The sequence below is a fragment of the Flavobacterium sp. N3904 genome (assembly GCF_025947305.1).
In the GTDB taxonomy this organism is placed as follows: domain Bacteria; phylum Bacteroidota; class Bacteroidia; order Flavobacteriales; family Flavobacteriaceae; genus Flavobacterium.
The window spans coordinates 2944602-2967094 of record NZ_CP110009.1; the positions used below are offsets into that span (position 1 = coordinate 2944602).

General features: G+C 33.7%; 15 protein-coding genes. 9 read left to right on the plus strand and 6 right to left on the minus strand.

Features of this window, described 5'->3' with window-relative positions; all coding sequences use genetic code 11:
- From OLM57_RS12510 to OLM57_RS12520, 3 genes are all read left to right on the plus strand, one after another.
- A complete protein-coding gene (locus OLM57_RS12510; RefSeq protein WP_264564030.1) occupies nucleotides 1-2214 on the plus strand; it encodes a TonB-dependent receptor in 2214 nt (737 codons plus the stop codon).
- 258 nt (nucleotides 2215-2472) lie between these two features.
- Nucleotides 2473-4089 (plus strand): ABC-F family ATP-binding cassette domain-containing protein, encoded by a 1617-nt coding sequence (locus tag OLM57_RS12515; RefSeq protein WP_264564031.1) that lies wholly within the window; start codon nucleotides 2473-2475, stop codon nucleotides 4087-4089.
- Between the two features lie 179 nt (nucleotides 4090-4268).
- Nucleotides 4269-5450 carry a DUF418 domain-containing protein gene (locus OLM57_RS12520; RefSeq protein WP_264564032.1) on the plus strand — a complete coding sequence of 394 codons (1182 nt, stop codon included), beginning with the start codon at nucleotides 4269-4271 and terminating at the stop codon, nucleotides 5448-5450.
- A 126-nt stretch (nucleotides 5451-5576) separates the two neighbouring features.
- Here OLM57_RS12520 and OLM57_RS12525 read toward each other — a convergent pair whose 3' ends face one another.
- Nucleotides 5577-5750, minus strand: a complete 174-nt coding sequence (locus OLM57_RS12525; protein WP_264564033.1) for a hypothetical protein — start codon at nucleotides 5748-5750, stop codon at nucleotides 5577-5579.
- 258 nt (nucleotides 5751-6008) lie between these two features.
- On the opposite strand from OLM57_RS12525, the gene pyrR reads away from it, so the two are divergent.
- The 6 genes from pyrR to OLM57_RS12555 all read left to right on the plus strand — a co-directional run bounded on the left by pyrR (nucleotide 6009) and on the right by OLM57_RS12555 (nucleotide 10208).
- On the plus strand, nucleotides 6009-6548 hold the full coding sequence (pyrR, locus tag OLM57_RS12530) for a bifunctional pyr operon transcriptional regulator/uracil phosphoribosyltransferase PyrR (protein WP_264564034.1): 540 nt from the start codon (nucleotides 6009-6011) through the stop codon (nucleotides 6546-6548).
- Between the two features lie 69 nt (nucleotides 6549-6617).
- Entirely contained in the window at nucleotides 6618-7544 is a 927-nt protein-coding gene (locus tag OLM57_RS12535; protein ID WP_264564035.1) for an aspartate carbamoyltransferase catalytic subunit, read from the plus strand.
- 8 nt (nucleotides 7545-7552) lie between these two features.
- Complete coding sequence (locus tag OLM57_RS12540) at nucleotides 7553-7885, plus strand: ribonuclease Z (RefSeq protein ID WP_264564036.1); 333 nt, start codon at nucleotides 7553-7555, stop codon at nucleotides 7883-7885.
- 68 nt (nucleotides 7886-7953) lie between these two features.
- Complete coding sequence (locus tag OLM57_RS12545) at nucleotides 7954-8859, plus strand: ribonuclease Z (protein WP_264564037.1); 906 nt, start codon at nucleotides 7954-7956, stop codon at nucleotides 8857-8859.
- 24 nt (nucleotides 8860-8883) lie between these two features.
- Entirely contained in the window at nucleotides 8884-9528 is a 645-nt protein-coding gene (gene pdxH / locus OLM57_RS12550) for a pyridoxamine 5'-phosphate oxidase (protein WP_264564038.1), read from the plus strand.
- A 173-nt stretch (nucleotides 9529-9701) separates the two neighbouring features.
- Nucleotides 9702-10208 carry a CAP domain-containing protein gene (locus OLM57_RS12555; protein WP_264564039.1) on the plus strand — a complete coding sequence of 169 codons (507 nt, stop codon included), beginning with the start codon at nucleotides 9702-9704 and terminating at the stop codon, nucleotides 10206-10208.
- A 66-nt stretch (nucleotides 10209-10274) separates the two neighbouring features.
- On the opposite strand, the gene OLM57_RS12560 is transcribed toward OLM57_RS12555, so the two are convergent.
- From OLM57_RS12560 to OLM57_RS12580, 5 genes are all read right to left on the minus strand, one after another.
- Entirely contained in the window at nucleotides 10275-12215 is a 1941-nt protein-coding gene (locus OLM57_RS12560; RefSeq protein ID WP_264564040.1) for an OmpA family protein, read from the minus strand.
- Nucleotides 12216-12274: 59 nt separating this feature from the next.
- The gene (locus OLM57_RS12565) at nucleotides 12275-12955 is read right to left on the minus strand and encodes a hypothetical protein (RefSeq protein ID WP_264564041.1); all 681 of its coding nucleotides are present in this window, start codon (nucleotides 12953-12955) and stop codon (nucleotides 12275-12277) included.
- A gap of 85 nt (nucleotides 12956-13040) precedes the next feature.
- Complete coding sequence (locus tag OLM57_RS12570) at nucleotides 13041-13952, minus strand: type IX secretion system membrane protein PorP/SprF (protein ID WP_264564042.1); 912 nt, start codon at nucleotides 13950-13952, stop codon at nucleotides 13041-13043.
- A gap of 142 nt (nucleotides 13953-14094) precedes the next feature.
- Nucleotides 14095-21840, minus strand: coding sequence for a gliding motility-associated C-terminal domain-containing protein (locus tag OLM57_RS12575; RefSeq protein WP_264564043.1), 7746 nt, complete (start codon nucleotides 21838-21840; stop codon nucleotides 14095-14097).
- Between the two features lie 49 nt (nucleotides 21841-21889).
- The gene (locus tag OLM57_RS12580) at nucleotides 21890-22471 is read right to left on the minus strand and encodes a hypothetical protein (protein ID WP_264564044.1); all 582 of its coding nucleotides are present in this window, start codon (nucleotides 22469-22471) and stop codon (nucleotides 21890-21892) included.
- Between the last annotated feature and the right edge of the window lie 22 nt (nucleotides 22472-22493).

The following is a 22493-nucleotide window of genomic DNA, read 5'->3' on the forward strand; positions in this document are numbered from 1 at the left end:
ATGAAAAAATATACACCAATTTTTCTGCTTCTATTTGGATTAAATGCATTCAGTCAAATTCAAAAAGGGTTTGTAATTGATGAAAGCGGAAAACCAATTGAATATGTAACTATTACCAATGCAAAATCGAATACACATTCACATACTGATGAAACTGGAAATTTTAATATTGATAAATCCAATGTTGGAGATGTTCTCAATGTAAGTGCATTGGGATATAAAAAAACGGACTATACAATTACGGATTCTGAAATAATTATTCTGATGGAAAACGATAGTTTCAAATTGGAAGAAGTGGTTATTCAGACGAAAGTATCTGCGATGAATGTGATTTCCAAAATTGATTTGGAAACTACTCCTGTAAATTCATCGCAGGAAATATTGAGAAAAGTTCCAGGACTATTTATTGGTCAGCATGCTGGCGGAGGAAAAGCGGAACAAATCTTTTTACGTGGTTTTGATATCGATCACGGCACGGATATCGCGATTAATGTTGATGGTATGCCGGTAAATATGGTTTCGCATGCACACGGGCAAGGATACGCCGATTTACATTTTGTAATTCCGGAAACAGTCGATAAAATTGATTTTGGAAAAGGAACGTATTATGCAAGTAAAGGTGATTTTGCAACGGCTGGATATGTTGATTTTGGAACAAAAGAAAAACTAGATTTTAGTAGCATTGGGGTGGAAGTAGGACAATTTAATACCTTTAGAACGGTCGGCTTGTTTGAGCTTTTGGGAAACAACAAAAAACAAAGTGCTTACATTGCCACTGAATATATTCTTACCGATGGTCCATTTGTTTCTCCTCAAAACTTCAACCGAATCAATTTGTTCGGAAAATATTCATTTGTTTTAGAAGATAATAGTCGGTTTTCTATTATTGCTTCTCGCTTCACCAGTAAGTGGGATGCTTCAGGGCAAGTACCTCAGCGTTTGGTCGATGATGGAACGATTTCCAGATTTGGATCAGTAGATGATACCGAAGGCGGTTCAACTTCAAGGTCGAATTTTAACTTGTCAATGCGCAGACCTATTGATGAAAATACGTTTTTGAAAGCCAGTACTTTTTATTCGAATTATAAATTTGAATTGTTTTCGAACTTTACTTTTTTCCTCGAAGACCCTATAAATGGGGATCAGATTAAGCAAAAAGAAGACCGGAATTTATACGGAATCAATGCAGAATTGAACAAAAAAATAAATAAAGAGTCGGTTGAAATGCTGTTTCAATTGGGATTTGGTGTTCGAAACGATGCCACAACCGATTCTGAATTATCGCACACATTGAACAGAACTGAAACATTGGAAGTAATTAAATTGGGAGATATTGACGAGTCAAACATATTTACCTATTTGAATTCAGAGTTTCGATTGGGAAAATGGCTTATCAATCCAGCTATTCGCTTGGATTATTTTAAATTTGGTTATCAGGATAATTTAGCGACAAATTACAAAACACAGACGGAAAGCCAAGTAAAAATATCTCCTAAGCTAAATTTTGTTTACTCGCAAAACAATGATTTGCAGTTTTATCTTAAAACCGGAACAGGTTTTCATTCGAATGATGCCAGGGTTGTGATTGCGAATAATGGAGACGAAATTCTGCCAACAGCAATTGGTACGGATGTGGGTACGATTTGGAAACCATTTCCGAGGTTGATTATCAATTCGGCTTTGTGGTTTTTGTATTTGCAGCAAGAGTTTGTGTATGTTGGGGATGCTGGAGTGGTGGAACCTAGTGGCGAGACCGGCAGGTCCGGTTTTGATTTGGGAATCCGATATCAGCTGAGTGATTATTTCTTTTTTAATTTGGATGCCAATTATACCCACGCCAGAAGTATTAATGAGCCTGATGGAGAAGATTACATTCCGCTGGCACCAGATTTTACTTCGACTGGGGGATTAAGTTTTCAAAATTGGAAGAACTTTTCAGGGGGAATAAGGTATCGATACATGAAAAATCGTCCCGCCAACGAAGACAATTCGATTGTAGCAGAAGGATATTTTGTCACTGATTTTAATGTCAATTATACTTATAAAAAGATAATTTTTGGTATTTCGTTCGAAAATCTATTCAATACCGAATGGAATGAAACCCAATTTGCCACAGAGTCCAGATTGAAGAATGAAATGGTTAGTGTAGAAGAAATTCATTTTACACCAGGAACTCCATTTTTCTTGAAAATTGGAGTTATTTATAAATTTTAGTCCTAATTTAATTTGTTTGTTTGAAAACCCAGAAGCTTTATTGATACTGGGTTTTCTCTTTTAATTAACTTTTGTTCAAGTAAAATAATTTATGATAACACAAATAAATGCAATAATCGGGATGACTGCCTGCATTTTATTCCTAATACTTTAAAACGAAATTTAATACGAAATGAAGATAAACTAATTCTTAATTTGCAGTAAAAAACAATAGACATTTTTTTGTACTTTTGCACAAAATTTAATAAAGAAACATTCATGTTAACAGTCAATAATTTATCAGTTCAGTTTGGCAAACGAATTTTGTTCGACGAAGTAAATACAACCTTCACACACGGTAATATTTATGGAGTTATCGGGGCTAATGGTGCTGGAAAATCAACTTTTCTTAAAATAATTGCAGGTGAAATGGATCCGACTTCTGGTCATATTCATCTGGAACCAGGAAAACGTATGTCGGTTTTAAATCAAAACCACAATATGTTTGATGAGCACACAGTACTAGAAACTGTGATAATGGGTAACAAAGTCCTGTATGCCGTAAAAACGGAGATGGATGCACTTTATCTTGATTACAATGATAAAAATGCAGACAGAATAGGAGAGTTGCAAGTGCAATTTGAAGAGATGAATGGTTGGAATGCCGATTCTGATGCAGCTTCAATGCTTTCCAACCTTGGCATTACCGAAGACAACCATTATACCCTAATGGGAGATTTAGAAGGGAAAATTAAAGTGAGAGTTCTTTTGGCACAAGCCTTATTTGGAAATCCAGATTTGCTTATTATGGATGAGCCTACCAACGATTTGGATTTTGAAACCATTGCTTGGTTGGAAAATTTCTTGGCAAATTATGAAAATACTGTAATAGTAGTTTCTCACGACAGACACTTTTTGGATTCGGTTTGTACGCATATATCCGATATTGATTTTAGTAAAATAAATCATTATTCCGGAAATTATACTTTTTGGTATGAATCTAGCCAATTAGCTGCCAAACAACGTGCACAACAAAACAAAAAAGCCGAAGAAAAGAAGCAAGAATTAGAAGAATTTATTCGTCGTTTTTCTGCTAATGTAGCCAAATCAAAACAAGCTACTTCTCGTAAAAAAATGATTTCTAAATTGAATATTTCAGATATCAAACCTTCAAGCCGTCGTTATCCGGCAATTATTTTTGACCAAGAGCGTGAAGCAGGAGATCAAATTTTAAATATTCAGGATTTGAGTGCCTCGGTTGATGGAGAAATCCTTTTTAAAGGTGTGGATTTGAATATGGCAAAAGGCGATAAAATTGTTCTTTTTTCTAAAGATTCAAGAGCTACAACAGCATTTTACGAAATTTTAAATGGGAATCAAAAAGCAGATTCGGGTACTTACGATTGGGGAGTTACGACCAATCAAGCTTATTTACCAGGAGACAATCATTCGTTTTTTGAAAACGATTATTCGCTGGTTGATTGGTTGCGTCAATGGGTAAAAACAGAAGAGGAAAGAGATGAAGTTAATATCCGTAGCTTTCTTGGAAAAATGATTTTCTCTGGTGAAGAAGCTTTGAAAACCTGTAATGTATTGTCAGGAGGAGAAAAAGTTCGTTGTATGTTATCCCGAATGATGATGGAAAGAGCCAATGTTTTGATGCTAGACGAACCGACGAATCACTTGGATTTGGAATCGATTACAGCTTTCAACAATTCATTAAAAAACTATAAAGGTTCTGTGATTTTTACTACTCATGATCATGAGTTTGCTCAAACTGTTGGTAATAGAGTAATTGAGTTAACGCCAAATGGCGCTATTGACAGGTACATGACTTTCGATGAATATTTGGATAATGAAGGAGTACAGGAATTAAGAACTAAGATGTATTCATAAAAATATTTAAGTTTACTAAAACTATAAGCTTCTGCATTACATGTAGGAGCTTTTTTTTTTTTGGTTTTAATATTCAGCGGATGGGTTTAATTTATCATGAATTTAAAAATTGATTTTTAGTTATTGATAGAAAATTACGATACTTTTCAGTATCAATTGTTTCATTTATTAATACAACTATGTCAAACAGTACTTTTAATTTAAAAACACCAAGAGTTGAAGTTGTCGATGCCTTGAGAGGTTTTGCTATTATGTCTATTATGTTATTGCATAATATTGAACATTTTGATTACTATTATTTTCCAGAAGCCTTACCAGAATGGATGAAAGTCTTGGATAAAATAATCTGGGAAACATTATTTTTTCTTTTTGGAGGAAAATCCTATGCCATTTTTGCACTACTGTTTGGTTTTAGTTTTTATATTCAGAATGATAATCAGGAGAAAAAAGGAAAAGATTTTAGGGGTAGATTTCTATGGAGGTTACTGCTATTGTTGGGTTTTGGATTTATAAATACAATTTTTTACGAAGGTGATATTTTGATGATTTACGCAGTATTGGGACTCGCTTTAATTCCTGTTTGTAAATGGAACAACAAAGCAGTTTTTATAACTGCACTAATTTTGATGCTGCAACCTTTAGAATGGATAAGGTATTTTTATATACTGTTGCATCCCGAGTTTGTGCCTAAGCCCAATTTGTCAGATCAGTACTTTGGAATGATGGGAGAATATTTAAAAAGTAATTCTTTTACGGATTATGCGGTGGGAAATCTTAGTATTGGGAGATTAGCTTCTGTTTTTTGGTCATGGGAAAATGGACGTTTTTTTCAAGCCCCAGCCTTATTTATGTTGGGCATGTTGGTAGGACGTAAAAAGCTATTTATTACATCAATTGAAAGTAATTTGTTTTGGAAAAAAGCCCAGCAATATTCGTTTTTATTTTTTATTCCTTTGTTTGCTTTTAAAACCTTTTTACCTGAAATGATAGAAAGAAAAGCTACGATGAATAGCCTATCTATAATTATAACTTCGTGGTCCAATTTGGCTTTTATGATTATTTTGGTTTCTACTTTTATATTGGTCTATCAAAAAGAATCGATCCATAATCTTTTGTCAAAATTGATTCCTTTCGGAAAAATGAGTTTGACCAATTATATCATGCAATCTATTGTAGGTTCTTTTATTTACTATCGTTATGGATTAGGACTTGTGGAATATACAGGTGCAACTTATAGTTTGGTAATTGGAATTGTCCTGTTTATTTTACAGCTAACATTCTGTACTTCGTGGTTAAAAACGCATAAACAAGGACCTTTGGAATATATTTGGCATAAGGCAACTTGGATTAGGAGCTCATAGAGAGTTATTGTTGTTCATATAAAAACTATCTTGAGTCTAGATAAAGCATGGAGTGAATCACTAGGATTATAATATTTTTTTAAATCAAACTTTAACTCCCGTAAATTCTACGGGAGTTTTTTTGAATTAATCTTTTTTGAAAAACCTGCTTATAATAAATAGAATAACAGCAATAACTGCTATTACTATAAAAATACCTACGCCCATACCGGCTTTGAATATCCCACCAATAACTTCACAACTGTTCAAGGTTAAAAGAATGCTGAAAGCAATAAATAATTTGGAGAATTTGTTTTGCATGATATTTTTGATTTAAGTTTTTATTTTTTTATAAAATTAGGTTCAATGACTAATAAACTCTTTATATAATTTATTAGTAATGTTTCAATATTTCGCCCACTCAATTGAAAAGATTTAAATTTTTAGCTTGTAAATCCTAATTCGGAATTTGTATATTTGCTTAACCAAACCTACGGATGTTTTGAAATTGAATAAAACATTTTAAAAACTACTCAGATAACGCCGTAAATCTTTTAAAAACAAATAATTGCTACCTATATGAACCAAAAAGTGTTACTCAATTCAAAAGAAGTCAATATTATTTTGAACCGTTTGGCTTGTCAATTAATTGAAAAACATCTTGACTTTTCGGATACCGTTTTGATAGGAATTCAACCTAGAGGTACTTTTTTGGCAGAACGATTGAAAGTATTGTTAGAAAACGAATATCATATACCAAATGTTTCTTTGGGATATTTGGATATCACTTTTTTTAGGGACGATTTCCGTAGAACCAATAAACCTTTGGAAGCGAATAAAACACAAATTGATTTTTTGGTTGAAGACATGAAAGTGATTTTTATTGATGATGTATTATATACTGGTCGCAGTATTCGTGCGGCTTTGACAGCTATTCAATCTTTTGGAAGGCCCTCTGGAATTGAATTGTTAACATTAATCGATCGCCGTTTTAGTAGAGATTTACCAATTCAGCCTGATTATAGAGGTCGTCAGGTAGATGCTATAAATGGGGAAAAAGTAAAAGTTTGTTGGGTAGAGCAAGATGGTGAAGACGGTGTATATTTAGTGACCAACTAGATTTGGAAAACAAAAATAGACAAAAAGAAACTTAATTTTTAAATATAAAAACTGAAAATCTAAATAATAATGAGCGAACTAAGTGTAAATCATTTATTAGGTATTAAATATATTAACGAAAATGATATTAACCTGATTTTTGAAACTGCCGATCATTTTAAAGAAGTAATTAATCGACCTATAAAGAAAGTACCTTCTTTACGAGATATTACAATAGCTAATATATTTTTCGAAAACAGTACACGAACAAAGTTATCATTTGAATTGGCGCAAAAAAGATTATCGGCAGATGTTATTAGTTTTTCAGCAGCACAATCTTCAGTAAAAAAAGGGGAAACATTAATAGATACAGTAAACAATATACTTTCTATGAAAGTGGATATGGTCGTCATGCGACATTCCAATCCTGGTGCTGCATATTTTTTATCCAAAAATGTAAAGGCAAGTATTGTAAATGCGGGTGATGGTGCACATGAACATCCGACACAGGCATTATTGGACAGTTATTCGATTAGAGAGAAATTAGGAGACGTTGCAGGAAAAAAAGTAGTTATTGTTGGTGATATTTTGCATTCAAGAGTGGCACTTTCAAACATATATGCTTTACAAATGCAAGGTGCTGAAGTGAAGGTTTGTGGTCCGAAAACACTGATCCCAAGGTATATTGAATCGCTTGGAGTGACAGTTGAACCTAATTTACGTAAAGCGCTTGAATGGTGTGATGTAGCCAATATGTTAAGAGTGCAAAATGAAAGAATGGATGTGAACTTTTTTCCATCAACCAGAGAGTATGCTCAGCAATATGGTTTAGACAAAGCTTTATTGGATTCACTCAACAAAGAAATTATAATTATGCACCCAGGACCTATAAACCGTGGAGTCGAAATCACTAGTGATGTAGCCGATTCTCAACAATCGGTAATTTTAAATCAGGTAGAGAATGGAGTTGCTATTAGGATGGCAGTTATCTATCTGTTGGCTTCAAAAATTCAATAGTCAGTATTATGAAAGTTACTACAAAAGGACATACTATTGTAATTAAAGATACAGAAGGGAATATTGTGGAATTTTTAGAAAAAATAGATGGGCAATACAATAGTTTTAAAGATCACAATCTTATTTTAGATATTTCTCATGACAAATCGGTTGATATTAAATCAATTAAGATTTTTTCCGAATTAGCCAAAAAACATAAAAAAGAAAAAAAATCATTAGTTTTTGTTGTTCAAGATATAGATTATAATAAAGTACCTAAATCTATTGTTGTAGTACCAACCCAATTAGAGGCTCAAGATTTAATTGAGATGGATGAAATTGAAAGAGATTTAGGTTTTTAAAATCGTTTAGTCGTTTAACCGTTTAAGCGTTTAACCGATTAAACAAATAACCGATTAAACGAAATAAATTGAAACTAACAATTCTAGGCTGTTATGCCGCTACTCCGCGTACTTTTACCAATCCCACTTCTCAGGTTTTAGACATAAAAAATAGACTTTTTTTAATTGATTGTGGGGAGGGAACTCAAGTACAGTTGCGTAAAAACAAGGTTAAATTCTCAAAAATAAATCATGTTTTTATTTCGCATTTGCATGGAGATCATTTTTTTGGGCTAATTGGATTAATTTCCACTTTTGCTCTTTTGGGACGCACTACAGATTTGCATATTTATGGGCCAAAAGGAATCAAAGAGATAATTGATTTGCAATTAAAATTATCTAATTCATGGACTAATTATCAATTATTTTTTCATGAATTGGAATCGAAAGAAAGTGAAATTATTTTTGAAGACGAAAAAGTTATAGTCAAAACAATTCCACTAAAGCATCGTGTTTACACCAATGGTTTTTTATTCCATGAAAAAATTGGAGATCGAATATTAGATTTTAATGCTGTTCAAAATTTTGAAATTGAAACGTGTTATTATCAAAACATAAAAAAAGGAAAAGATATTCTTTTAGAAGACGGAAGAATTATAGAAAATAAAAAATTGACTTTTGATCCTATTCCTGCAATGAGCTATGCATTTTGTTCGGATACCAAATATAATGAAGCTATTATTCCTGTTATTAAAAATGTAGATATTTTATATCATGAATCAACTTTTTTGGATTCAGAAGAATCTTTGGCTTCCAAAACAATGCATTCAACTGCAAAAGAAGCTGCCAAAATTGCTCTAAAAGCCAATGCAAAGCAGTTAATTCTAGGGCATTATTCTACTCGATATGCAAGTATAGATTTATTTAAAGAAGAGGCTGAAACAATTTTTACAGCAGTTATATTGGCTGATGATGGTAAAAGTTTCGAATTTTAATGATATTATATTAAAATAAAAAAAATGAAAGATTTAAGTGATTATAGAAAATCGTATGAAAAAAGCGAATTGTTGGAATCTTCAATTCCTGAAGATCCCATAAATCTTTTTAACAGATGGTTTCATGAGGTTGAAGATTTTGATGGTAATGAAGAAGTTAATGCAATGACCGTTTCTACTATTGGTTTGGATGGTTTTCCAAAATCAAGAGTTGTTTTATTAAAAAAATTTAACGAGGAAGGGTTTATTTTTTATACCAATTACAATTCTGAAAAGGGGAGGGCAATTGCCAACAATCCCAATGTTTGTCTTTCTTTTTTTTGGGAGAGTTTAGAACGTCAAGTTATTATAAAAGGTGTTGCTCAAAAAACGTCTGAAAATAATTCTGATGGTTATTTTGAATCAAGACCCGACGGTAGTAAACTAGGCGCCATAGTTTCTAATCAAAGTGAGGTGGTGCCATCCCGAAATTATCTTGAAGAAAGTTTAAAACAATTGGAAAAGAATTTTGAAGGAAAAGAAATTTTAAGACCCAAACACTGGGGTGGGTATCTAGTGACTCCAATTGAAGTTGAGTTTTGGCAAGGAAGACCTAATCGTTTACATGATCGTATTCGATTTACTTTACAAGATGATTATTCATGGAAAATAAATCGTTTAGCACCTTAAAATCAGTTATTTAATGTAGGATTTATACTCTTTTATCTTAGTTAATTATGTAGTTTATCGATTTTATTTGGAAGTTTAAAGTTTAGTCAGTTTATTTGGATTAATAAATAACCTAAACCACTAATATTAAAGCAGTTTGCCCCAATCTACTTTAAACTTAAACTACTATTTTTATGAGTTCGAAATTACTTCGTTTGACTTTTTTTGCTGTTTTCTTATGTTTTATGGTTTCCTGTTCTGAAGAGAATGTTACTGCTTCTTCTGAAACTGCTTCAAATTTGCCAATTGTTTTAAATTATGATTATAGTCCTGTAGAACTAGAAACATTGACGTTGATTAATAATTATAGAATTAGTATTGGTTTAAATTCTTTAGAAAAAATAAATCATATATCATACAAATCCGAACAACATGATAATTATATGATAGCTAATAATGTTGTGAATCATAATGATTTTGAAGCAAGATCTGAAAATATAATTAAAGTTTTAGGAGCCAAAAAAGTGAGTGAAAATATTGCTTATAATTATAACAGTCCCAAAGGAGCATTTGATGCATGGTTGAATAGCGAAGGACATAAGCAAAATATAGAAGGAGATTTTACTCATTTTGGAATTTCAATAAGAAAGAATCCAGCTAATGATAAAAAATATTATACAATTATTTTTGCCAAAATTTAATTTCATAAAACAATAATAAAAATGGCTGCTAAATTTTGGCAGCCATTTTTATTGAAACCCCTTTTTTTATAAAGCGGTAATGATAAATTCACTGCGTCTATTTTGTTGATGTTCTTCTTCAGTACATATCACCCCATCAGAACATTTATTAAATAATTGTGTTTCACCATATCCTTTGCCCGTTACTCTGTCTGGGCTAACACCATTTCTAATTAACCAATCTCTTGTAGATTTAGCTCTGCGTTCAGATAATGCTTCATTGTATTTAAACGATGCCCGACTATCAGAATGAGAACGAATGTCAATTTTCATTGTGGGATATTCTTTCATGACATCTAATATTTTTGCTAAATCCAATGCTGCTTCGGGTCTTATGTTTGATTTGTCTAGGTCAAAATAAATCCATTTAATTGCAAAACATTTCCCTAAATCATCGCCTACCGCGACTTTGCATAATACTTTTTCTAATGCTAAATCCAACCTGGTAATTCCTGTTACGTGAGAGGTTATAATCGTTTTTTCTTTGCTAGTGTAGTCCTCTTTTTCAGCTCTTACACTGTATGTTTTATTACAATCAACTACAAAAGAGTAGTATCCTTTATCATCAGAATTTATTGAATTTATTTTTTGGTGTTGACTGTCATATAATGTGACAATTGCACCTGGAAGTATTTGTCCAGTAGCCAAATCGGTTATAAACCCATTTATTTCTTGTTGACATTTGATAGGTCTAATTTCTAGAAATGTGTAAATATCATCATAACCTTTGCCACCGTCTCTATTGGAAGAGAAAAAACCAATTCGTGATTTTGTATTTATCAAATATGCAAAATCATCTTTTGGGGAATTAACATCTGCACCTACATTTTGAACCTCTCCAAAAGTACCATCAGGATTCATCTTGGATACAAAAATATCCAAGCCTCCCAATCCAGAATGCCCGTCTGAAGCAAAATAGATTTCATTTTCGTCAGTTACAAATGGGAAAGTTTCCTTGCCTTCTGTATTAATAGTTTCACCTAAATTTTCAGGTAATCCAAAGCTACGGTCAAAATTTATTTTTACTTTAAAAATATCAGATTGGCCAATTGTTCCAGGCATGTCCGAAACAAAATATAGGGTCTTTTCATCTGGACTAAGTGCTGGATGAGCCGCACTATAATTGTTACTGTTAAATGGCAATTCGGTTATGTTTGTCCAATCATTATTAACATATTCGGCTTTGTAAATTTTGATTAAAGTAACTTTGTTTCCATCTTTTCCTTTTTTACCATCCAAATAATTATTGCGTGTAAAATACATGGTATTACCGTCTTTTGTAAATATGGCGCTGGCTTCATGGAATCTTGACTTTACTTTTCTGGAAAATTTTTCTGTTTTTCCTGTTTGTAAGGAATCACCACTCAATTCAGTTTCGTATAAGTTTGTAAAATATTGATCTGTCCAAGTATGTTTTCTTTGTCCTAAACTTCCTGTGTCTCTGGAAGATGTAAAAACCAGTTTATCATTATAAAATGAACTTCCGTAATCAGAATATTTTGTATTAATACCTGCATCCTTAATTTTGTATCTTCCAGAATTGGCCTTGATCTGATCTAGGTAATTCACTTCTTTCATGTAGAGTTCTCCTTTATTTGAATTACTTGATTTTTGACTGTAAAGGATCAACATTTCATTTGCTTTTTCATTTTGCCCTGTAGATCGTAAGCAATGGGCATATCGATAGTAATATTCTGGTTCAACATTCGAAGTTATTGCAAATAATTCATAATACCATTTTGCTGCTTTGTCCCATTGCGAATTAAAATAGTATGAATTTCCCAGCTTTTCAAACATTTCAGCAGATTTGTATCCCTTGTCAACAACTCTTTCGTAGGTTTTTATGGCATCTATGTAAGCATAACTATCATATTTTTTGTCTGCATTTGATACCTTAGCTTTTTGAGCATAACTGTCAAATGAAAAAAGACATATTATCGTAAAGTAAAGAAGTATAATATTTTTCATAGTGATTGTTTTTTAGGAAATCTTAATTTTGACTATTTATGGTTACTTTTTGCAATCAATTATTTGGTAGAATTTCCAGATAATTGATTGAATTTTTTTAGCATTTCATTTGATTTTTCAGTTTTACCAATTGATTTCAAAGCAATAGAATAGCGGTAATAAAACTCTGGTTCTAAATTTGTTGTTAGTTCAAACAACTCTTCATAACTCTTTGCTGCCTTTTCTAATTCATCATTGAAGTAATATGCATTTGAAATTTTTTTCAACATCTCTACCGATTTATATCCTTTGTCTGACATTCTTTCATAGGTTTCTATAATATCAATATAGGCATATGAATTTGCTTTTTTGGGAGTGTCTGATATTGATAATTTTGATTCGTTTAAAAAAGATTTTAATGTATCATCTTTTAATTTTGATTCTTCCAGAGGTTCAGCATCTACAAATATTGGAGTAATTATTCTTTTGTTATTTGGACCTAAGCTATATGTTCTAATAAATTTTGGATTGCTTACATCATATGTTGTTTTATATCCTCCAAACTTAACATCCGTTATTTCTTCTACATGATAATACTTCACTTTTTGTCCAGGTTTGAAAATCTTGTCATTTATTGCAAGAATATTTGTTTGTGGTTCAACTATTTTTTTTTCATTCAATAAAAAAGATGCATTTTGCGAAAAACAGTTCAATGAAAATGCACAAGTAAAAAATATTGAATATAGTATGTACTTTTTCATAATAATTGTTTTAATTATAAAAGTAATCTAAAAAGGCAACATAGTATCTAGTAATCTCAACTGTCCTAAGGAAACTTAAATTAATTTAGAAAAATCTAGGAGTAATTATTTTACTGTTTTTCTTGAATATTTCATATCGAATAAAAATTTCATGCGAACCATTATTATAATTATTTAATTCGGTTGTTTCAAAATCATAGGCATAACCCACATAAAAAGCATCTGTAATTTGGAATCCAACCATAGCGCTCAATGAAGCGCTCCAACGATAGGCAACACCAACCATAAATTTTTCATTAAATAAAAAATTCCCGGAAATATCAACTTGTAGTGGAGCTCCCTCAGTCATTTTTGTCAAAAAAGTTGGTTTGAACTTTATAGAAGAATTTAAATCAAATACATAACCTCCAATTAAGTAGTAGTTTATTTTTTCTTTGTAAATGGCTACATCATTATCGTTATAAGCATCAGTTTCGATAAAGTTTGGAACTGAAAACCCTAAATATGCTTTTTGAGAATGTAAGTAAAGTCCAGCACCAATATTTGGAGAAACGTCGTTGTCAAAATTTTGAAATTGAGGATCAGTTTGATCAACAGGATTCAATTTGTTAATATCAATATTGAAAATGTTAATAGTCCCTTTAATACCAAATGAGAGCTTGTAAGATTCTGAAACAGGAATAGTGTATGATATGTCTGTAGAAATTGAATTGTCGGTAGAAGGCCCTATTTCATCATTTATTAGAGATACACCAAGTCCTAGATTGCTATTATTAAAAGGTGTATTAACAGAAACGGTATTCGATACTGGTGCACCGTCTAATCCTACCCATTGAGCACGATGTAAAGCAAATATACTTAGTGCACCTCTTGAGCCCGCATAAGCAGGATTTACATTTATTGTGTTGTACATATATTGAGTATATTGAGCATCTTGTTGCGCAAAACTTACAAAGGCTGTAAACATTATAACGATTGAAAATAATTTTGTTTTCATAGTTAACTATTTGTTGGTTTAAAGTGGCTATTTTTCAATAGCATAGTTTTGAGGTTTTATCAATTTGATTGTAGTCTTTTTTTTATCAAAGTTAGTTAAGAAAATACTCTGGGAAATTTTATTCTCAGAGTATTTTTTTAATCTATTTAACTAAATATAGATAACCATCTTTTTTAACATTTAGAATTTTACCAAGACCATCTACGGTATCGTAACTTAAAATATAGAAATATGTTCCAGTTGGTAATCCATCATTTTTATTGATAGTTGTTCTTCCTTCTGATTTTCCTCTAAATGCATTGCCTTCATTGTTGTAATTATCTTTTTCAAACACAAGAACTCCCCAACGATTGAATATTTCGACTCTTATGTTTTTATAACAATCATTGTTTTCTAAGTTTTCAATTTGGAAGTAATCATTTTTTCCATCTTCATTCGCAGAGAAAGCATTATGAACAATAATAGTTTTGCAAGGGAGTACTTTACAATCGTCATTGATATCCAATTCTAAAAAGATACTTCTTGGACAATCACCAGTAATTTTATATTCGTATTTGTATTTGTTTACTGGTATTCCAAAGGCATTAAGAATGTTTCCATTTAATCCTCCTGTATTCTCTGTGTCAATCCATGTCCCGTTTGTTGGTATACCTTGTGGTAATAATGCTGTTAGATCAACTGGTGTTGTATCTGCATTACATGTTGCACTTGAAATTGTTACCGGTTCAATTCCAGCAACATTAATAGTAATTGTTGATGTGCTACAATTTGTAGGGTTTGCAGCTTCACAAACTTGATAGTCAAAGGTGTATTGACCGGCAGCTACTCCATTTACAAATGTGACATTTCCTGCATCATCAATTTTGATGTATTGTCCTAAGGCAGTTAGTAATTTAAATTTAAAATCACTAATATTTGCTGGAGAGCCATTTAGTAAATCATTGCTTAATGCATTGCGAATATCATCAATAATTGAACATTGTGTTACATTATAAGTATCTGGGGTCGCTTGTATGTTGGCAAACATTTTGCAGCTGATACCAAAGTCTATATCTAAATGCACTTGATTATTTGCAGTTACAGCAGCCGTTTGTGGATTTCCGTTTGTAGGACCACAAACTTCAAAACTTGATGGTTTGCCTGTGTTTTTAGGGTTTTCATTTTTAGTTGTACTTGGCAAGACTTTAACCAATCCTGTAGCGCCAATCGCTGAAGATTGAGCTTCTAAGTTGGCATCCATTTTTAATTCAACTTTGTAATCACCAAAAGCACCAACTGGCGGTCTGTTTCTCCAGAATCCTTGAATACCAATTATTACACTTTTATTGTAATCATTTGGCCCAGTTACAAATAAATTAGGTGATTTTGCATTACCAAAACCTGCTGCATTTAATTCTCCAACGTTTACTTGACCTTTATAACTTCCATCACCGTTAAGGTCAATCCATTCCCATTTGCTATATTCAAATGAACCATTGGCATCTGGAATATTTTGAGTAACAAGATTATCATTGTTGGCATCAAACCACTCATCTTGTATTCCGTTATTATTTGCATCATACCAAACAAAATCTCCTAATACTGGTAATTCTGATTTGTCGTATCCAAAATCGTGTGTTTGATATTTACAGTTTTCTAAAGTGGTAAAGAACAAACTTGAATTTACAGGATATAATTGATATGCGGCATTCAAATTAGCATCCTGTACTTGTACCAAATAATCTCCAGGAACCATTCCTGTAAAATTATAATACCCTTGTGCATTGGTAATTCTGATTTGGATCGGACCAGTAGTAGTTCCTTGTGGTACTAAGTTTACAGGTACATTTGCCAAAGGAGTGTTTGTGCCAGCATTGAAAACGATACCAGATATTTTTGTTTTATCGTTGCAGATAACGGTTATGGTAACAGTAGCAGTATCACAATTTCCATCATCTGCAATTTCACATATTTGATAGGTCAAAATATAAGTTCCTGCAGGTGTACCGTCTTTTAAATCTATAGAACCATCTGTATTCATTGTCATAAATCCAGTTGGATCGGGAGTTACTAAAGTTAAAGTGACATCGGCTGGATTTACGGCAACTGTATTTAAGGTGTCATTATTGAATACATTAAGAACATTTGACGCGCCATTTATTCCGTCTATTGGACCTGCAGTATCATCTACGGCATCTATTGTAAATACTGGTCTTGCAGTACAGTATGGTGTTGATGGAGGATAATGTGCTATAATTGTCTCACTTGGATTTAAAGTAAATGTTACCGATGCAGTAGGTCTTAGATTTTCGAACCCATCTGAACCTTCTATCCATTTTCCGTCAACTAATATCCAACCTGGCCAATCAATTCCATTTCCATTTGCATCAACAACAGCGCCGGGCCATAACACTTTTCCGTTTAAAGGTAAGTTTGTCATTGTAGCAACAACATTGTTATTACTATCCGTCCAAGTTAATGTCAATCCATTTACTGGAGTGAAATTATTGGCAGTTGTGGTGTAACTAAAATAAGGAACGTCATTGGTACAAGTTCCTTCTCCAGAAACGGTCATACTAGGTCCTTCAATAGTCACAGTTACAGTGGCTGTATCACAATTGGTATTATTTAATTTTTCACAAATTTGATAGGTCATTGTTTGTACGCCTACAGGAGCATTTGGCAAAACATCTATAGAACCATCAGGATTCATTTGCAAGAATGGGTTTGATGTAACAGTTGTTAGAATAACATCAGCAGGATTTACTGGTGATGCATTTAAAGTATCATTTGTGAATACGTTAATTACATTTGGAGTTGTTTGATTTACACCAACAATTGTGCCTGCATTATCATCTACAGCATCAATTGCATTTGGTTTTTCATTGACAATTTCATCATCAGAAGCACTAATTGGAGTGTCGTTTGGTGTAAATCCATCGGCCTTCGCAACATTAGTTACAGAACCTTTGTTTAAATCCTCTTGTGTTACTGTATAACTTTGAGTGTATTCTGCACTTGCACCTGGAGCTAGTACTTCTATAATTGTATCTAATCCTGTTAATGGATCTTTTACTGTTATTTGATGCAATGTCGTATTACCTGTGTTTTTTACAGTTATAGTATAGTTGATTACATCTCCAACGATACTATAACTTGCTGTTGTAGCGGTTTTTATAACTACTAATCCAGAAGTTTGTGTTAATGGTGTAATAGTACAATCAGGGCACTCAGGGTTTATTGGACAAGTTGTACAAGGCGTAGGGTCAGATGAAGTATCCGTTACAGGATTGTCTTTAGGATCTTTACCAATAACTGTTGCCAAATTGTACACATAACCAATATTGATGTCTTCTTGAGTGATTATATGTGTACCAGAGAATGTTGTAGAATCAGTTGCACCTACTGTAAGCGTTGCAATTGGTCCTCCAATAATCGTCGCATTGTTGTCGGTAACAGTTATGTTTGTTAATGTTGTGTTACCCGTATTTTTAATAACAAAATTATAAGTAACCACATCGCCTACATTTGTAATTCCATCTTGATTTGAATCTACATAAGTTCCATCTTTAGTTATATTGATCCCTGGAGTCTGTGTTAGTGGAGTGATTGTACAATCTGGGCATTCTGGATCGATTGGACATGTAGTACAAGGAGTAGGGTCAGAAGAAATATCTGTTACAGGTTTGTCTTCAGGGTCATATCCAGTAGCCGTTGCCAAGTTATATACATATCCTTTATTGATGTCTTCTTGAGTAATAACATGAGAACCAGAGAATGTAGTTGAATCTGTTGCTCCTGGAGCCAAAGTTGCGATTGGGCCTCCAGTTATAATAGCATTATTATCAGTTACAGTTATGTTAGTTATGGTTACACTTCCTGTATTTGTAATTACGAAATTATAGCTAACTATATCACCTACATTGGTTATTCCGTCTTGATTGCTATCTACATAGGTGCCATCTTTGGTAATGCTTATACTTGACTCTGAAATATTGAAGGTATAATTTGCTTTGCAACCTTTAGCATCAGTAATTTCAACACTATATGTACCATTTGTTAAGTTCGATATATCTTCGGTTGTCGCTCCATTTGACCATAAGAAAGAATATGGAGCTGTTCCTCCTGACACAGTTAGGTCAATAGAACCATTATTGCATCCAACACAATTGTTGTTGTTTATAATTACTGCTGTAGCATTTAAAGCGTCTTGTGGTTGACCAATAACTACATTACAAGTTGTTTTGTACCCTAGTTTATCGGTAACTGTTACGGTATGGGAACCTGCGTTTAGACTTACAGCTTGGGCAGTAGTTTCACCATTATCCCATAAGTAAGTGTATTCTCCGTTACCGCCAATAGCCGTTACGGTTGCTATACCATTGCTGTCACCATAACATTTGGCAGGCGCGTCTTGCGTAATGCTGCAGGACAACACGTTAGGTTGCATGATGGTGATTTCGCAAGTGGTTTTACACCCTTTGGAATCGGTAACCGTTACGCTATGCGATCCAGCGTTTAGACCTATGGCTTGTTGTGTAGTTTCACCATTATCCCATAAATAAGTGTATTCACCATTTCCGCCAAGTGGAGTGACAGTTGCTTGACCATCGCTTAAACCATTAGAAGAAACAGCTTTATCTTGAGTTATAGAACAGGTTAAAGCGTCTTGTGGTTGACCAATAACTACATTACAAGTTGTTTTGTACCCTAGTTTATCGGTAACTGTTACGGTGTGTGAACCTGCGTTTAGACTTACAGCTTGGGCAGTAGTTTCACCATTATCCCATAAGTAAGTGTATTCTCCGTTACCGCCAATAGCCGTTACGGTTGCTATACCATTGCTGTCACCATAACATTTGGCAGGCGCGTCTTGCGTAATGCTGCAAGACAACACGTTAGGTTGCGTGATGGTGATTTCGCAAGTGGTTTTACATCCTTTGGAATCGGTAACCGTTACGCTATGCGATCCAGCGTTTAGACCTATGGCTTTTTGGGTTGTTTCACCATTATCCCATAAATAAGTGTATTCACCATTTCCGCCAAGTGGAGTGACAGTTGCTTGACCATCGCTTAAACCATTAGAAGAAACAGCTTTATCTTGAGTTATAGAACAGGTTAAAGCGTCTTGTGGTTGACCAATAACTACATTACAAGTTGTTTTGTACCCTAGTTTATCGGTAACTGTTACGGTATGGGAACCTGCGTTTAGACTTACAGCTTGGGCAGTAGTTTCACCATTATCCCATAAGTAAGTGTATTCTCCGTTACCGCCAATAGCCGTTACGGTTGCTATACCATTGCTGTCACCATAACATTTGGCAGGCGCGTCTTGCGTAATGCTGCAGGACAACACGTTAGGTTGCATGATGGTGATTTCGCAAGTGGTTTTACACCCTTTGGAATCGGTAACCGTTACGCTATGCGATCCAGCGTTTAGACCTATGGCTTGTTGTGTAGTTTCACCATTATCCCATAAATAAGTGTATTCACCATTTCCGCCAAGTGGAGTGACAGTTGCTTGACCATCGCTTAAACCATTAGAAGAAACAGCTTTATCTTGAGTTATAGAACAGGTTAAAGCGTCTTGTGGTTGACCAATAACTACATTACAAGTTGTTTTGTACCCTAGTTTATCGGTAACTGTTACGGTATGGGAACCTGCGTTTAGACTTACAGCTTGGGCAGTAGTTTCACCATTATCCCATAAGTAAGTGTATTCTCCATTACCGCCAATAGCCGTTACGGTTGCTATACCATTGCTGTCACCATAACATTTGGCAGGCGCGTCTTGCGTAATGCTGCAAGACAACACGTTAGGTTGCGTGATGGTGATTTCGCAAGTGGTTTTACATCCTTTGGAATCGGTAACCGTTACGCTATGCGATCCAGCGTTGAGTCCCACTGCTTTTTGGGTTGTTTCACCATTATCCCATAAATAAGTGTATTCACCATTTCCGCCAAGTGGAGTGACAGTTGCTTGACCATCGCTTAAACCATTAGAAGAAACAGCTTTATCTTGAGTTATAGAACAGGTTAAAGCGGCACTTGGTTGAATGATTGTGATTGATTTTGTCGCTTTACAGCCTTTATTGTCAGTCACAGTTACTTCATAAGTTCCGGCTCCAATTCCTGTTAAGTCTTCGGTAGTGGCGGCGATTGCAGTTGCATCTTTTTTCCAAGAAAAAGTATAAGGAGCAGTTCCGCCAGAAATAGTCAAATCGATGGCTCCGGTGGTGTCATTATAGCAATTTACATTGGTTTGGGAAGTTACAGTAACATTTAAAGCAGCATTTGGTTGGGTAATGGTGATTGATTTTGTTGTTTTGCAACCTTTATTGTCAGTCACGGTTACTTCATAAGTTCCGGCTCCAATTCCTGTTAAGTCTTCGGTAGCGGCGGCGATTGCAGCTGCATCTTTTTTCCATGAAAAAGTATAAGGAGCAGTTCCACCAGAAATAGTCAAATCGATGGCTCCGATGTTGTCGTTATAGCAATTTACATTGGTTTGGGAAGTTACGGTAATGCTTAAAGCAGCATTTGGTTGGGTTATAATAACAGATAATTCACTTGAAGTACAACCGTTAGCATCTGTTGCTATAACAGTATACGTTCCAGCTCCTAATCCAGTTAAGTTTTGAGTGGTTGCGTATGCAGATCCAATTTTTTTCCAAGCATAAGTATAAGGACCTGTTCCTCCTGTTGCATTATTTATTGTTATAGTACCTGTTGAATCTCCAAAACAATTTATATTTGTCTGAGCAGCTAAAGTAACGGATGGGCATGAAATATTTGTAGAAGGTGTCGAAATATCTAAGAAGGCACTTGCACATGCAGAATTTCTATAATCAAGTCTTGAGGTGCTGACCGTTTTTGTACCACAAACTTTAGATTTTGGTGTCAATTCGTACTTTAATGTAATCGTCTCCACATTAAGGAAATCAATATTCCAAGAAATGACTTGTCCCGAAACTGAGGCTGTACCTTTTGAAGGTGTTACAGCCCCAATCATAAAATCAGTGTTTACTGTTTCTTTGTCAAAAGCGGTTCCGCTTATCTGTTGGGCAATCCAAGAAAGTTTTGTGAATATTTGCCCATAAATTCCAGTTAGATTTACGCCACTTTCAGTAAAGTATACCCCTGCAGATTGAATATTATTTAAGGCGTATTCAGCATTAGTTTGATCTGTTCCCGAAATAGCACCAAAAAGACCTATACAAAATATTTGATTGTTATATTCAACATTGGAAACAGTGGTTGTTTTGGCATTTGTTGCAGCAGCTATTGGTAATTGGATGCATTCTCCATCTAAACCTGGTGAACAGGATCGGTCATTTTCAACTCTATTTGAGACCCCATCAGTCAATAAAACAATACTTCTAGAAGTCACACAGTCAAAAGTTCCATGAGCAGTCAACTCTTCGTCAGCTTTTTTTATACCATCTTGAATATTGGTGCTCCCATTTGCAGTCAATGCATTTATAGCATTTATTAAATCAGTTTGTCCGGTAGACAGTGTCAATGGTATAACAACTGAAGCGCTATTATTATATTGAACGATTGAAATTCTATTTTTACCAGTTGTATTATTGGCAGGAAGAAAAGCTTTATTTATAAAATCAATAGCGGCATCCTGTGCATGTGCTAAGGGTTTTGGGTTGTTACCGTCACCCATACTTCCAGATACATCAATTACCAAAACAACTTCAAGAGGCCTTGAAACTGGGTTTGCGCCTTCAATTTTTAATTCTACATCAATTGTACCGCAAACACCTGGTCGAACCGTAACACTCTTGGTAGGAGTGATGGTTTGTGCAAATCCCAATGCAGAGGATAAAATCAAAATAACTGTGAAAAGTTCTTTTTTTAGTCCATATAAATAATTGCTGAAGTGTAAAAGTTTTTTCATATTTAACTATTTAAGGTTAATACCTAGAATTATACGTGTGAATTCTTAACTATTCCTGATTAGGATCATTAACCAAAGTATGTAGTATTGTACTTGTTTTATAAGTAGCACAATTTGTAGAACTTGCAGATATTTCAGTGCAATTCCATTTATTGACAGCTGTTCCTTTAGGCACAGTGATGTTTACTATAAAAGTGACACTTTCCCCTGGATTAATTGAAATCTCAGAAATAGAATTTGAACGAGTATCTGTAAACGAGATATTTAGAGTTATATTCCTGGCAGAATCAGATCCATCATTATTTGAGCAATTACTATTTACATTCGAATAACTTAATGAGTAAGTAGCATTTGAGACTCCATTATTTGTTAGTTGTAAATTATAGGAGGTGCCTTCTGGAGGTGTACTTTGTGTAGATCTATTTTTTTCAACTTGAAGTGTTGCCTTGCAAGAATTAGATTGAGAGTATAAATCATTCATAGCAAAAAACAAAAGTATTGCAATAAACAATTTAGAAGGGATTGACACTATTTTTTTATTATTTGAAAAAAACGAAAAAAACAAGATTAGGTTTTGAAGTTCATTCGCAAAATAATCATTAAGTAGGTTTAAAGTAGTTTCAGGTTTCATAATTAAATTATTTGACTAATTG